General features: G+C 63.0%; 13 protein-coding genes, 1 tRNA gene and 1 riboswitch. Of the genes, 4 read left to right on the top strand and 10 right to left on the bottom strand.

The window, feature by feature from the left end:
* Window positions 1-31: 31 nt before the first annotated feature.
* The 5 genes from istB to Sa4125_RS05630 all read right to left on the bottom strand — a co-directional run bounded on the left by istB (window position 32) and on the right by Sa4125_RS05630 (window position 3,957).
* Window positions 32-826, bottom strand: coding sequence for an IS21-like element helper ATPase IstB (gene istB / locus Sa4125_RS05650; protein ID WP_223998982.1), 795 nt, complete (start codon window positions 824-826; stop codon window positions 32-34).
* Window positions 816-2,348 (bottom strand): IS21 family transposase, encoded by a 1,533-nt coding sequence (istA, locus tag Sa4125_RS05645; RefSeq protein WP_223998973.1) that lies wholly within the window; start codon window positions 2,346-2,348, stop codon window positions 816-818. The genes istB and istA overlap by 11 nt, the downstream gene beginning before the upstream one ends.
* Window positions 2,349-2,453: 105 nt before the next feature.
* Window positions 2,454-2,663 carry a cation-transporting P-type ATPase gene (locus Sa4125_RS05640; RefSeq protein WP_224004621.1) on the bottom strand — a complete coding sequence of 70 codons (210 nt, stop codon included), beginning with the start codon at window positions 2,661-2,663 and terminating at the stop codon, window positions 2,454-2,456.
* A gap of 74 nt (window positions 2,664-2,737) precedes the next feature.
* Window positions 2,738-3,586, bottom strand: a complete 849-nt coding sequence (locus Sa4125_RS05635) for a universal stress protein (protein WP_224004619.1) — start codon at window positions 3,584-3,586, stop codon at window positions 2,738-2,740.
* A gap of 134 nt (window positions 3,587-3,720) precedes the next feature.
* Window positions 3,721-3,957, bottom strand: coding sequence for a hypothetical protein (locus Sa4125_RS05630; RefSeq protein ID WP_224004617.1), 237 nt, complete (start codon window positions 3,955-3,957; stop codon window positions 3,721-3,723).
* 189 nt (window positions 3,958-4,146) lie between these two features.
* Between Sa4125_RS05630 and Sa4125_RS05625 the strand changes: the two genes are divergently transcribed.
* The gene (locus tag Sa4125_RS05625; protein ID WP_224004615.1) at window positions 4,147-4,878 is read left to right on the top strand and encodes a Crp/Fnr family transcriptional regulator; all 732 of its coding nucleotides are present in this window, start codon (window positions 4,147-4,149) and stop codon (window positions 4,876-4,878) included.
* Window positions 4,879-4,917: 39 nt separating this feature from the next.
* On the opposite strand, the gene Sa4125_RS05620 is transcribed toward Sa4125_RS05625, so the two are convergent.
* A complete protein-coding gene (locus Sa4125_RS05620; RefSeq protein WP_224004613.1) occupies window positions 4,918-5,409 on the bottom strand; it encodes a Crp/Fnr family transcriptional regulator in 492 nt (163 codons plus the stop codon).
* A 37-nt stretch (window positions 5,410-5,446) separates the two neighbouring features.
* Complete coding sequence (locus Sa4125_RS05615; protein WP_223998301.1) at window positions 5,447-6,655, bottom strand: IS256 family transposase; 1,209 nt, start codon at window positions 6,653-6,655, stop codon at window positions 5,447-5,449.
* A gap of 552 nt (window positions 6,656-7,207) precedes the next feature.
* Between Sa4125_RS05615 and Sa4125_RS05610 the strand changes: the two genes are divergently transcribed.
* Together Sa4125_RS05610 and Sa4125_RS05605 are read left to right on the top strand one after the other, a co-directional pair.
* On the top strand, window positions 7,208-8,041 hold the full coding sequence (locus Sa4125_RS05610; protein WP_223999936.1) for an IS5 family transposase: 834 nt from the start codon (window positions 7,208-7,210) through the stop codon (window positions 8,039-8,041).
* Between the two features lie 180 nt (window positions 8,042-8,221).
* The gene (locus Sa4125_RS05605) at window positions 8,222-9,268 is read left to right on the top strand and encodes a cytochrome-c peroxidase (RefSeq protein ID WP_224007565.1); all 1,047 of its coding nucleotides are present in this window, start codon (window positions 8,222-8,224) and stop codon (window positions 9,266-9,268) included.
* Between the two features lie 603 nt (window positions 9,269-9,871).
* Here Sa4125_RS05605 and Sa4125_RS05600 read toward each other — a convergent pair.
* Window positions 9,872-9,946: transfer RNA gene (locus Sa4125_RS05600), tRNA-Gly, on the bottom strand.
* A gap of 574 nt (window positions 9,947-10,520) precedes the next feature.
* Between Sa4125_RS05600 and Sa4125_RS05595 the strand changes: the two genes are divergently transcribed.
* Window positions 10,521-11,087 carry a MarR family winged helix-turn-helix transcriptional regulator gene (locus Sa4125_RS05595; RefSeq protein ID WP_224004611.1) on the top strand — a complete coding sequence of 189 codons (567 nt, stop codon included), beginning with the start codon at window positions 10,521-10,523 and terminating at the stop codon, window positions 11,085-11,087.
* Between the two features lie 53 nt (window positions 11,088-11,140).
* On the opposite strand, the gene Sa4125_RS05590 is transcribed toward Sa4125_RS05595, so the two are convergent.
* Entirely contained in the window at window positions 11,141-11,362 is a 222-nt protein-coding gene (locus Sa4125_RS05590) for a helix-turn-helix transcriptional regulator (protein WP_224004609.1), read from the bottom strand.
* 126 nt (window positions 11,363-11,488) lie between these two features.
* Window positions 11,489-12,571, bottom strand: coding sequence for a 2'-deoxycytidine 5'-triphosphate deaminase (locus tag Sa4125_RS05585; RefSeq protein ID WP_224004607.1), 1,083 nt, complete (start codon window positions 12,569-12,571; stop codon window positions 11,489-11,491).
* Between the two features lie 101 nt (window positions 12,572-12,672).
* A riboswitch (SAM riboswitch) is annotated at window positions 12,673-12,750 on the top strand.
* Window positions 12,751-12,791: the final 41 nt, after the last annotated feature.

Below are 12,791 nucleotides of genomic sequence, written 5' to 3'. Positions count from 1 at the left end.
ATTGACCCGGCTCTGAGTTATGCTGAGTGGGTCATGTGTGGGTCAAGGCATGTGCGCTTTCCTTCCTCTTGCGGGTGGCGGCGTCGGTGCTGGCTCTGAAGCGGAAGCTGTCATTTCCAGTCTCCAGGATGTGGCAACGATGTGTGAGGCGATCGAGCAGCGCGGTGGTCATCTTGGCATCGCCGAAGACGGTGGCCCATTCGCTGAAGCTCAGATTGGTCGTGATGACGACGCTGGTGCGCTCGTAGAGCTTGCTCAGCAGGTGGAAGAGCAGCGCACCGCCTGAGGCACTGAATGGCAGGTATCCAAGCTCGTCCAGGATCACGAGATCGAGACGGACGAGGGTCTCGGCCAGTTGGCCGGCTTTGCCCTTGGCTTTCTCCTGTTCGAGCATGTTGACGAGTTCGATGGTCGAGAAGAACCGAACTTTCCGGCGATAATGCTCGACGGCCTGAACGCCAAGGGCGGTCGCGACATGGGTTTTGCCCGTGCCCGGCCCGCCGATCAGCACGACATTCTCCATTCCTTCGATGAACTCGCAGCGATGGAGCTGGCGCACCGTGGCCTCGTTGATCTCGCTGGCTGAGAAGTCGAAGCCCGCCAGATCCTTGTAGGCCGGGAAGCGTGCTGCCTTCATGTGATAGGCGATCGAGCGCACCTCGCGTTCCGCCATCTCGGCCTTGAGGAGCTGCGTCAGGATCGGCACGGCGGCTTCGAAGGCAGGCGCGCCTTGCTCAATCAGGTCGGTGACGGCCTGGGCCATGCCATACATCTTGAGGCTGCGCAGCATGATGACGACGGCGCCGCTGGCGGGATCATGACGCATGGCGGCCTCCACTCCTGCGGGCGCGCAAATCGTCGTAGCGCTCGACATTGGCCTTGGGCTCTCGGCGCAGCAGCAGCGTTTGCGGCGTGTCGATGGCCGGGCCGTCGATCGTCTTTCCGTCGATCAGACGGTGCAGGATGTTGAGCACGTGGGTCTTGGTGGCGACCCCCTCTGACAGTGCCAGCTCCACTGCGGCCAGCACCGCCTGCTCATCATGGTGCAGGACCAGGGCAAGGATATCGACCATCTCGCGATCGCCACCGGGCCGTCGCAACATCTGATCCTGCAATCGCCGGAAGCCTGACGGCAGTTCAGCGAAAGGAGCACCGTTGCGCAGCGCGCCGGGCTTGCGCTGGATCACCGCCAGATAATGATGCCAGTCGTAGATCGTTCGCGGCGGCAGATGATGCGATCGCTCGATCCGCCGTTCATGCTCGCACAAGATTTGCCCCTCGGCCGCAATGACCAGACGATCCGGGTAGACACGGAGGCTGACGGGCCTGTTCGCAAAAGAAGCCGGCACGCTGTAGCGGTTGCGTTCGAAGCTGATCAGGCAAGTAGGCGAGACGCGCTTGCTCTGCTCGACGAACCCGTCGAAGGCAGGCGGTAGCGACATCAAGGTGGGCTGCTCTTCGGCCCAGACATCGGCGACGGTCCCGGCAAGACGGCCATGTGGGATCTCCCGCCAGAGCTCCAGACAACGCTGCTCGAGCCAGGCATTCAGCGTGGCGAGATCGGGAAAGTTCGGCATCGGCTGCCACAGACGCGGCCGCGCATCCTGCACGTTCTTCTCGACTTGCCCTTTCTCCCAACCAGAGGCCGGATTGCAGAACTCCGGCTTGAAGACATAGTGGTTTGTCATGGCGAGGAAACGCAGGTTGATCTGGCGTTCCTTGCCGCGTCCGACGCGGTCTACCGCCGTTCTCATGTTGTCGTAGATGCCGCGCTCAGGCACGCCGCCGAAGACGCGGAAGGCGTGCCAATGAGCGTCAAACAGCATCTCGTGGGTCTGGAGCAGATAGGCACGGACGAGGAACACTCGGCTGTGCGCCAGCTTGATATGCGCGACCTGAAGCCTGGTGCGGTCGCCGCCGATCACCGCATGGTCCTCGCTCCAGTCGAACTGGAAGGCTTCGCCGGGGCGGAAAGACAGGGGAACGAAGATGCCGCGCCCTGTCGTTTGCTGCTCGCGCTGCCGCTCCGCAAGCCATTCGCGGGCGAACGCGGCCACACGGTTGTAGGAACCGGTGAACCCGAGAGCGACGAGATCTGCATGCAAGTGCGTCAAAGGCCGGCGCTGCTTACGTGACTTTGATGCTTCGGCCTTCAGCCAGGCTGCAAGCTTGTCGGAGAACGGGTCGAGCTTGCTCGGCCGCTCCGGCACCGAGAACTTCGGCTCGATCGTGCCGGCCTTCAGATACTTCTTGATGGTGTTCCGCGAGAGCCCGGTCCGCCTGGCTATCTCTCGGATCGGTAGCTTCTCTCGCAAAGCCAAGCGGCGGATGACGTTCAAAAGTCCCATGTAGATCACTCCATTGTCCCCTCGCTCGCCGCGCTCGGGGAAAGGTCACATGGGTCAAATCTCAGTGGAAATCAGGCGCTGTCCCGGGTCAGTTCCGGGTGGAAATCAACAGCGGAGGACCGGATGGACGCGGGCGGCGTCCGGAAGTTTGTTCGGTCCATGGGTCTCGAGCCTCGCAGCCGCCTCGGCTGCCGTCAGCCCTGCGAGACGGCTTCCGACCGCTTGAAGGACCTCGTCAGATCCTCGAGCATGGAAGCGCGGGTCCCGAAATACCGGAGACGCTTCGCTAAGGTCGGCCTCGATGAGGTTGTGCATTCGGTGTCGCGGTCCTGATGTTACATGGGCCCGATCGCGTGGGGGATCGGCTGGCGCCAACTCGGTCCCGTCGCTCAGTGGCTCAGGAACAGGGGCACCGGGCTCGCGCCGAGGAGCGAGCGGGTGACCCCGCCGAGGATGGCCTCCCGAATGCGCGAATGGGCGTACGCGCCCATCACCAGCATGTCCGAGCCGCTGGCCGCGACGTGCTCGCGGAGTGTGTCGGCGACACTCCCGCTCCGCGTGGTCAGGGCATTCTCACGCACCCGCACGCCATGGCGGTCGAGGTAGATCGCCAGCCGGTCGCTCGGCGTCTCGTTGCCGAGATCCTTCTCGCCCGTCACCGTGACCACATGGACTTCGTCGGCGCCCTGTAGGATCGGCAGCGCCTCGGCGACGGCATGCGTCGCCTGAAGGCTCCCGTCCCACGCGATCGAGACGGTCCGGGGAACGCCGCGGGTCCAGCCTTCAGGCACGAGGACGACTGGCCGTCCGCTTCGGAACAGCATGCCCTCGACGATCTCCGGATACTCGCGCAGGACGGCGCTTCTCGCGTCCATCACGAGGACGTCCTGCAACTGGGCCAGTCGCGGCGCCCGCCCCATCAAGGCAAGGAAGTCGAGGGAGAGGAATTCCGTGCTCGACTGAATGTCGGCAGCGTCGGCAGCCGTCACGGCGGCGGCCAGGCACGTCTCCGCCAAGGTGTCGAGCCGCTTGCGTTCGGTCGCGATCATGTCGGCCGGGGCATCGGAGAAGAGGCTGAGGGGGACCCAAGCCGGCTGGGGGGACATGAAGCTGACCGTAACGAAGGCGTTCGCCTCCCGGGCCAAGGCCAGTCCCATCTTCAGCGCCGGGGTCGGGCACTCAACCGTCTCTTCCTGGGGCGCCAGGACGACAAGGACGTTCTTGAATTCACGTGACATCGGTCGATGCTCCATAGGCTCAGTGGCCCTTCTGGAAGGAACGGGTCGCAGGCCCGCGGGCCTCTGGTGAGATGAAGGGATGGGATGATCCTTGGGGCCGCCGCAAAGCGGTCATGCCACGCGGCGTAATGTGGCTACCTGCGTCGAACGGAGTTGCCGCCCGAGAGAATGGCGTTGATCAAGGCAGCGACGGCACGGTGGTGATCGGCCAAGCCGTCGGTGCCCGGGTCATCGGCATGTGCCGTAGCGGCGTCCTTTAGGATCCCGACGATCTCGCGCTCGGGCAGGATGTTCCGGTCGTTCAGGGACAGCAGCAGAGACTCGCAGATCGCGAGTGCCGCCGATCCGTTCACATCGGGGACGTGGATCATGGAGGCAGCCTTCGTTCGACATCTCTAAGAAGGCGGGCGCCTTCTCCCTCGGATGAGGCCCCTATATCTCACGCTCACGGCAGGACTTGCTGACGCAGATCAGCGTCAACCACATCTGCGGGGATATTTTTTCGGAACGAACATCGTCTGCTCCTTTTTCCCTTGGACGAATCTCAAGGAAGCTGACCGATGGACTTTCATCACAGCCCTCTTGCACGCAAACTCCAAGCATTCGTCGCCCTGTCGCAGGAAGAGCTGGGAGTGCTCGCCGGACTTCATACCCGTCGCCGCTCTTTCCCGGCCGGACGGGACATCGCGTTCGAGGGGCAGACGAACCAGTCCGCGTTTATCTTGGCATCAGGTTGGGTATGCTCCTACAAGCTCATGTCGGGCGGCGCGCGCCAGATCGTCGATTTCCAACTCCCCGGCGACTTCCTTGGCCTGCGATCGGTGCTGTTCCGGACCGCCGACCACAACATCGAGCCCGTCACCAAGGTCGAGGCGTCGGAGGTTCTGGCCAGCGATCTCATGAACACATTCAGCCAGACCCCGCGCCTCGCGACCGCCGTTCTCTGGGCGGCATCGCGGGACGAAGCGATGGTGGTCGAGCATCTCGTCGGGATCGGACGGCGCGACGCCCGCGAGCGGGTTGCGCACTTCCTGCTGGAACTGGGCGCCCGTCTGAAGCTCGTGGGCCTGGGGACGACAGACGGATATGCCTGTCCGCTCTCACAGTACATGCTGGCAGACGCTTTGGGCCTCAGCGCGATCCACGTGAACCGGGTGCTGCGCCAACTGAGGGAAGCCGACTTGGTCACCTTCAAGCAGGGGCAGGTCACATTTCACGATTTCGATCGCCTCGTGGTGATCGCCGACTTCGACAGGGCGTATCTGGATCACGACGGTCCGCTGTTGAGCTAAGCGGCGGGAAATTCCCCGGCTGTTGCGGCGGGCTTTCCCCTAACTGTCAAACGGGTCTGTCCGCATCGAAGGCAGACGGTCCCGCGCTCTGCTGGCCCCAGTGTCGAGACCAAATGCATGCAGCCCGCGCTGCTCTACCGGCTTGGTGGACAGCTCGACGACCCGGTCGCTCATCTCATCGGCCCGGTTGCCGAAAATGCGGAGCGTCTCGGCAACAAACCCGGGATAGGCACCAGAGAACTTCGGCCAGAGAGCGTTGGGCCACGACAGGACGACGGAATCGTCTGCCGTGATCGCAGTGACCTGATGGGTAATCTGCCCGAGGGCCGTCCCGATACCGAACATCTCTCCCGGTGGAATGTGCAGGACGATGATCTGGCTGCCATCGGCCGTCAGCCGGACAAAGCGAATGCTGCCGGACAGGAGGAGATGGAATTGCCGAACCGGCTGTCCTTCGTCGAAGACGATAGCGCCGCCGCGCAAGCGTCTCACCTCGGACAAGTTCAGAGCGGCTCCGGTCGTGTCCGTCAACGTGGTGGAAATTGAGTGTAGCTGAAGCGGCTCCGTTTCAGGCGACTTCGGTGGAAATCTGTTCGGGTTTTGCAGTGTTGCCCATGGCCATGAGGTCGGCCATGGGTTCGGTCTGCATGTAGCGGTTCTGGATCTGCCATTCGTCGTTGGCCTCGAGAAGGACGGCGCCGATGAGCCGGATGATGGATCCCTCGTTCGGGAAGATTCCGACGACGTCGGCACGCCGCTTCACCTCCTTGTTCAGGCGCTCCAGGGAATTCGTCGAATGGATCCGGGTCCGGTGCTGACTGGGAAAATCCATGTGCGCCAGCACGTCGGTCTCGCTGTTGTCGATGAAGGCCCCGAGCTTTGGACACTTTCCCCGAAGCTGGTCGGCGACGTGGCGCAGCGCCTGGCTGGCGCTAGCACGATCGGGCTGGGCGAAGGCTTGGCGCAGCGCGGCCGCCGCCATGCTCTGCTGCGCCTTCGGGACATACGACAGGGCGTTGCGCATCCAATGCACCCGGCAGCGCTGCCAGGAGGCGCTGAACACCCGGCGAATGGCGGCTTTCAGCCCTTCGTGAGCATCCGAGATCACGAGCTTCACGCCGGACAGGCCGCGGCGCACGAGGCTCTTGAGGAAGCTCGACCAAAACGTCTCCGCTTCCGAGGGGCCGATGTGAAGGCCGACGATCTCGCGCTTGCCGTCCGTGTTCACGGCCACGGCGATTATGGCGGCGACCGAAACGATGCGTCCACCCTCGCGCTGCTTCAGGTAGGTCGCATCCAGCCAGAGGTAGGGCCAGTCGCCAGTGAGAGGACGGTCGAGGAAGCCGCCGACGCGTTCGTCGATGTCTTTGCACAGCTTCGATACGGTGCTCTTGCCGATCCCCGACAGCCCCATGGCCTGTACCAGATCGTCGACCCGCCGGGTGGAAACGCCGCTGATCCAAGCTTCCTGAATGACGGCAACCAAGGCCTTCTCCGAGAGCTTTCTCGGCTCCAGGAACGGCGGGAAGTAGCTGCCCTGCCGAAGCTTGGGTATCCGAAGCTGCAACGAGCCGAGCCGCGTGTCGAGCGAGCGGTCGCGGTAGCCATTGCGATAAGTCGCCCGTTCCTGCGTCCGTTCGTGGCGCCCGGCGCCGATCATGCCTTCAACGTCGACCTCCATAAGGAGCTGCATCACGCTCTCGGCTATCGTTCTCAGGAAATCGCCGTCCCCGGCTTTCGCAAAAAGCTCGGCAAGCGGTAGTCTGTCCTCGGTCATCGGGTTCTCCGGTCAGGTTGAAGTCTCGCAACTCCACCTTAGCCGCCCTATCCGGTGACCGCCTCAGCCACACCTTTCAATGTCGGAATTTCCACCACGAGCGCGGACACTACCGCGGCTCCGCCTGCCCCTGTCGCAGTACCTGCCGATGGTGGCGCGCATGGCGCGAGGGTCTCGAGCGCGAGTTGCAACAGAAGGAGATCGTGGTCCGGGGCCAGGGAATCCAGCGCCTATGATCGCATTCTCCGTGACGATCTGGATCGCGCGTGAATGCTAAAGCGTTCGCTCCCGCGCGGAAGTCGCAGTGGACCGCTCACCTGAAGCCGAAACAGGCTCGCTTTAGTGTCTATGGGAACCAAGCACTGATCCGGTGACTTTCGCTACAATACCGTAATGACGGGGTGCCTGCCGGTCGCGAACAGGCGATTGTACTTACTCGTGAGCTTCGCAGACACCGATCCAACCACGATTTTTAGAGCCCGATCCGAAAGTTGTTGAGCAATACCAGTATGTTGTGATTCAGGCCGTCTTTGCGAGGAGATGGAGTGAACGATGGCATGGTCTGGTATTGCCCGGCGCGAGCATAGCCGGGAGGGGTTGCGGTATCCAAGCGATATGACGGATCGGGAGTGGATGGTGACGGCTCCGTTTATCCCAGCCGCGAAACGCGGAGGGCGGCGCCGCTCGGCGGACATGCGCGAAGTTGTGAACGCCTTGCTCTACATCGCATCGAGCGGATGTGCATGGCGGCTGTTGCCCAAATGCTTTCCGCCGGTTTCGACGGTGCGGCGCTATTTTTACGCGTGGCGCGATGCCGGTCTGTTCGATGCGATCAACATGGCGCTGGTCATGAGCCTGCGCGAAATCGAAGGACGCGAAGCCTCGCCCAGTGCCGGTGTCATCGATAGCCAGTCGGTCAAAACCACGGAAAGCGGCGGGATTTGCGGCTATGACGCCGGCAAGAAGATCAAGGGCCGCAAGCGCCATATCCTCACCGACACCTGCGGCTTCCTGGTCATGATTCTCGTGCATGCCGCCGATATTCAAGACCGGGACGGCGCCGTCGATGTGCTCAAGGCGATACGCCGGCGTTTCCCGTGGCTGCGCCATGTCTTCGCCGATGGCGGTTACGCCGGGCAGAAACTGCGCGACGCGATCGCCCGCCATGGCGACTGGACCATCGAGATCATCAAGCGATCAGATGTCGCCAAAGGCTTCGAGATCCTGCCTCGACGGTGGGTCGTCGAGCGCACTTTCGCGTGGCTCGGACGATGCCGCCGCCTCGCAAAAGACTGGGAAACTTCCGTCTCCTCTTCAACCGCATGGGCGCTGATCGCCTCCATCCGCATGCTTACCCGGCGAACCGCAAGATATTGCTACGCTTGAGAAACTTCTGAATCGGGCTCTTAGGCACCTAGGAGAAAATCCATGAGACGCCATCTGTTCGGGTTTTTGGCTAGCGGTGTTTCGTTGACCCTGCTCTCCGCGGTGGCCCTGCCGAATCTCATGCCAGCAGCCTTCGCACAGTCCGCGGCAACCGATGCGGTCGCAACGTCTGCTCCCGCGATGTCCCCGGAAGAGATCGAGCAGCTCCGCGCAGCCGCCGACGAGATCTTCGATGCCATTCCCTCTACCGTTCCCAAGGTGAAGGACAATGCCGTCACGCGGGAGAAGACGGAACTGGGCCAGATGCTGTGGTTCGACACCCGCCTGTCGGCAAGCGGCATCCTGAACTGCAACTCCTGCCACAACCTCGCGGGCGGCGGCACGGATAACCTGGAGACCTCGATCGGTCACGGATGGCAGAAGGGACCACGCAATTCCCCCACCGTGTTCAATTCGATCTTCAACGTCGCCCAGTTCTGGGACGGCCGGGCCGACGATCTCCGCTCGCAGGCCAAAGGCCCGATTCAGGCGGCCGTCGAAATGGCGGCGACGCCGGAGCACGTTGTCGATGTCTTGACCAGCATCCCGACCTACCAAGAGCACTTCCGGACCGCCTTCCCCGGCGAGGCCGACGCCGTGACGTTCGACAATGTCGCGAAGGCCATCGAGGCGTTCGAGGCCACCCTCATCACGCCCGGCGCCCGGTTCGACCAGTTCCTCGAGGGCAATCTTGCGGTGCTCGATGACAAGGAGAAGCAGGGCCTGAAACTCTTCATGGACACCGGGTGCTCGGCTTGCCACAGCGGCGTCAACTTCGGTGGCCAGGAATACTACCCGTTCGGGGTCGTCGAGCGCCCTGGCAGCGACATCCTTCCGCTTGAGGACAAGGGCCGCTTTGCAGTCACGAAGACCGCTACCGACGAGTACGTGTTCCGGGCAGTCCCGCTGCGAAACGTCGCGCTGACGGCTCCTTACTTCCACAGCGGCAAGGTGTGGAGCCTCGAACAGGCCGTGGCCGTCATGGGCGTCGCCCAGCTCGGCCAAGAACTGACGCCCCACGAGACCAGCGCGATCGCAGCGTTCCTCGGCACCCTGACGGGCGAGCCTCCCCGCGTCGAACTGCCGATCCTACCGCCGAGCACCGCAACCACCCCGCGTCCGGAGCCGCTGGTGAAAAACTCGTTAATCAAGAGCGACGCCGTTGAGACACAGAACGGGGTCCGCTGAAAGCGGTATGGCAGACACCCGATCGTCCTTACACCCCACAATCGGATTCCTTACGCGAGCAGCGTGCATCATCTAGGCCTTGAACCGCTTGCAGACGGTAGCCGCTCCACCGAGACGTTCACCTCGGTGCTCCTACCCGGGTTTGCCCTCGAACGCCCCCTGGATGGCGAATGCTTGTCCGTTCGGTCATGCCGGACGCGATCTCGGCGGATTGCCCACGTCTCGCACGAGATAACTGGCTGGCAGCCTCCCTCACGACCCTTGCGGACGTGTTCACGCTGATCGATGCAGAGGCTCGTCTCTCGCGCCAGACCTATAGGCAGCGGGATTTTCGCGCGCTGCCCAATCCATCAGTCCATCACCTGTTCGACTTGACCCGACCGCCCCGATGAGGGAGCTCTCGGGCGGCATCCCCATGTCAGCGAATCGACGTAAAACGGCGCCTTGACGGCCCGTTTTCGGGCGAGTCTCAAACGGCTGTCGTTAAAGCCGAATTTGTCTCAAATCGGCGACGCCTGCTCTCAAACCTGTTGTCGGCGAGTGGGGAAAAGCGCAGTCTTTTCAAGACCCACCTATCTCAGAGGGTCTGTCGATCCGCAACGATGGAGCGGGCGATGGGGATCGAACCCACGACATCCAGCTTGGGAAGCTGGCGTTCTACCGCTGAACTACGCCCGCGCTCCAGTCGGAATTACTAGCAAGGGGGGCAGTTGGGCGCAAGCGCGCTGCGAACAGGGGTGGGGCGACAGGGACCGTCGGCAGGCTTGAGCGTGTCCGCTCCAATGACGACGCGGCTCGGGAAATGGCGTGCCTGCGGCCGCCGTGGATCGGCGGGAAAATATCTGGTGGCAGAATCGGCTCGAAGAGAACGCCGGCGGTCTCAAGATCAGGCGGACGGCTGCGGCCGGAGCAAGGACCCCGCTTCCGGCGCGCCGAGAACACGACCAGCAGGGGATCGCGACCCTTTTCGGCCAGACGGTGAGAGCCGATCCCGGTTTCTCATCTCCGGCGCGGTTCATGACTTTCCAGCTCAGAGCCCTTGCCTGGCGTCGCCTGGCGCAACCCATCATGCCGGGTGACGGCATCGAGCCTTTGATGTATCGAGTGGTGAGACGAGTGTGCGCAGTTCGAGCTACTGGTCAGCATGTTTCTCGGCGTCGCTTGGAGCCACTGAGCTGACATATTCGTGAGTTGCCGCAAATGCTGCCGCGCCGTAGGTAGTATCATTGTTTCTCTCTACGAAATATTCGATGTGACTGACAAAATATTTGATGTGACTGACAGAAGAATCCGCCGTGACAGTTTCTCCTCAGCAGAAACCGTGTCCGAACCTGAACGCGATAATGTTGCGTCAGGCGCTTTGCTGAACGCATCCCTGAATTTTGTTTTTGCAGATATTTCTCGACTATTTAGGCAGAAAATCGAGCGGCTGATCGGCGATAAGAATCTGCAGCTGTCGCAGGGGGAAATCAGGACGCTGGCGGCGATCACCGCCACCGGGCCGCAGCGTCAGTGCGATCTTGCAGCGACTCTTGGTGTCGAGCCGATGACGATTTCCGCCGCGCTCGACCGGCTCGAGCGCCGAGGCCTCATCGCCCGACGTCCTCATCCCGTCGATCGACGCGTCAAGGTCATCGCCGAGACGGATGCCGCCCGCGATCTCTTGAAGGAAGTGGCCCCCCTCACCCAGATGGTCATCGATCAAGCGACGCGCGACCTCTGCGAATGCGAGCTGCAGCGTACGGAAGTCATTCTGAAGAAGATCCGCGCCAATCTCGAGTCCACTGACCTGTCCGGTCGTGAAGCGCCGATCCTCTAGCGTTGCCGCGTCGGATAGTGCGAAAAACGGAATTTGCCTTTTCGCCCGACCCTCTAGACGATCAGGCCCATCTTCATCGCTGCCGCGACCGATTGCTCGAGATTGGCGGCGCCGAGGCGCCGTCGCGCCAGCTCCAGGACGTCCCAGACAAGCTCGATGTCGCAGCCGATATAGCGAGCGGTATCCTCCAGCGTGTAGCCGTCCGCCACCATCTGGAGGCACGCAGCGGAATAGCGCGGAAGGATGTCGACGGGTCTTGCAAATTGATTTGTCAAATGACCGGCCCCGCGCGCGCACCAACGGCACCGCCTCATAGTGGAGCAATCACGCAGACAGTCAACTGTTGTTCGTATTCAAGACGAACAAAGCGGGCGAATCGCCGAGCCTCCGGCATGTGTTTATCAAACAAAATGCTTCGACAGTTTCAAGCCCTGCGCCTGGTAATTCGAAGAGAGGTCAAGGCCGTAGAGACGATCGGGCAGGCCCGCCATGTGCTCGTAGACGAGGCGACCGACGATCTGGCCGTGTTCGAGGATGAAGGGCACCTCATGGCTGCGCACTTCCAGCACCGCCCGGCTGCCGGTGCCGCCGGCGCTCGAATGGCCGAAGCCCGGATCGAAGAAGCCGGCATAGTGCACCCGGAACTCGCCGACCAGGGGATCGAACGGCGTCATCTCGGCGGCGTAGGCCGGCGGCACGTGGACGGCCTCGCCGGAGACGAGGATATAGAATTCGTCCGGGTCGAGCACGAGTTCGCCGGTGCCGGTCCGGTGGATCGGCTCCCAGAAGGCGGCGACGTCGTAGGCGCCGCGCCGGTCGACGTCGACGACGCCGGTATGGCGCTTGCCGCGATAGCCGACGAGGCCGTCGTCATTGCCGAGGAGATCGATCGACAGGGCGATGCCGCCATGGGCGATGTTGGGCATGGCCGCGGCGACGAGGCATTCGCGCGCGTGCAGGTCGGCCAGTTCCGCCTCGCCCAGGAGAGCGCCGCCGGAGCGGAAGCGGATCTGGCTGAGGCGCGAGCCAGGCCGGACGACGATCGGGAAGGTGCGCGGCGAGATCTCGATGTAGAGCGGGCCGGAATAGCCCTCGAAGATCTTGTCGAACTCCTGCCCGCCATCGACGATCACACGGGTGAAGATGTCGAGCCGGCCGGTCGAGGATTTCGGATTGGCGGCCGCCGTCATGCCGGCGGGCAGGTCGAGGCGCTCCATCAGCGGCACGAGATAGACGCAGCCGGTCTCGAGCACGGTGCCGGGCGTCAGGTCGATCGCGTGCAGCGAGAAGCGCTCCAGCTTTTCCGTCACGGTCCGACCCCGGCCCGGCAGGAAGCTGGCGCGCACGCGGTAGGCGGTGGAGCCCAGCCGCAGGTCGAGGCTCGCCGGCTGGATCTGGTCGGCGTCGCGCGGCCGGTCGGCGGCGATCGCGCCCATATCGAACAGCGCCGCGATGTCGCGGTCGGGCAGGATTCCGCCTGGCATTCGGCTCACTTGGCCCGTCCTTCTCTCGTACTTGCGCGGCTCGCGCGCGAAAGGCTTTAGCAGAGAGAATTGACCTCTGGCCACCGGCGGATTATCGTCGGGTCGGAATTCGTGGTGATTTGGCCGGCCGGCTTGCAGCCACGTTAAACAACTCGCTAAAGGGCCGACCCAGGACGCCATTGCTCCAGGACCGGCTGTGCGGCGACGCTCATGCCGGTCT

Source organism: Aureimonas sp. SA4125 (assembly GCF_019973775.1).
GTDB lineage: Bacteria > Pseudomonadota > Alphaproteobacteria > Rhizobiales > Rhizobiaceae > Plantimonas.
This window is presented reverse-complemented; position numbering and strand designations above follow the sequence as displayed.

Bases quoted from the DNA above. Each gene is read 5' to 3' on its own strand.
- istB (WP_223998982.1), bottom strand. From the start codon at position 826: ATGCGTCATGATCCCGCCAGCGGCGCCGTCGTCATCATGCTGCGCAGC.
- istA (WP_223998973.1), bottom strand. From the start codon at position 2,348: ATGGGACTTTTGAACGTCATCCGCCGCTTGGCTTTGCGAGAGAAGCTA.
- Sa4125_RS05640 (WP_224004621.1), bottom strand. From the start codon at position 2,663: ATGCACAACCTCATCGAGGCCGACCTTAGCGAAGCGTCTCCGGTATTT.
- Sa4125_RS05635 (WP_224004619.1), bottom strand. From the start codon at position 3,586: ATGTCACGTGAATTCAAGAACGTCCTTGTCGTCCTGGCGCCCCAGGAA.
- Sa4125_RS05630 (WP_224004617.1), bottom strand. From the start codon at position 3,957: ATGATCCACGTCCCCGATGTGAACGGATCGGCGGCACTCGCGATCTGC.
- Sa4125_RS05625 (WP_224004615.1), top strand. From the start codon at position 4,147: ATGGACTTTCATCACAGCCCTCTTGCACGCAAACTCCAAGCATTCGTC.
- Sa4125_RS05615 (WP_223998301.1), bottom strand. From the start codon at position 6,655: ATGACCGAGGACAGACTACCGCTTGCCGAGCTTTTTGCGAAAGCCGGG.
- Sa4125_RS05610 (WP_223999936.1), top strand. From the start codon at position 7,208: ATGGCATGGTCTGGTATTGCCCGGCGCGAGCATAGCCGGGAGGGGTTG.
- Sa4125_RS05605 (WP_224007565.1), top strand. From the start codon at position 8,222: ATGTCCCCGGAAGAGATCGAGCAGCTCCGCGCAGCCGCCGACGAGATC.
- Sa4125_RS05585 (WP_224004607.1), bottom strand. From the start codon at position 12,571: ATGCCAGGCGGAATCCTGCCCGACCGCGACATCGCGGCGCTGTTCGAT.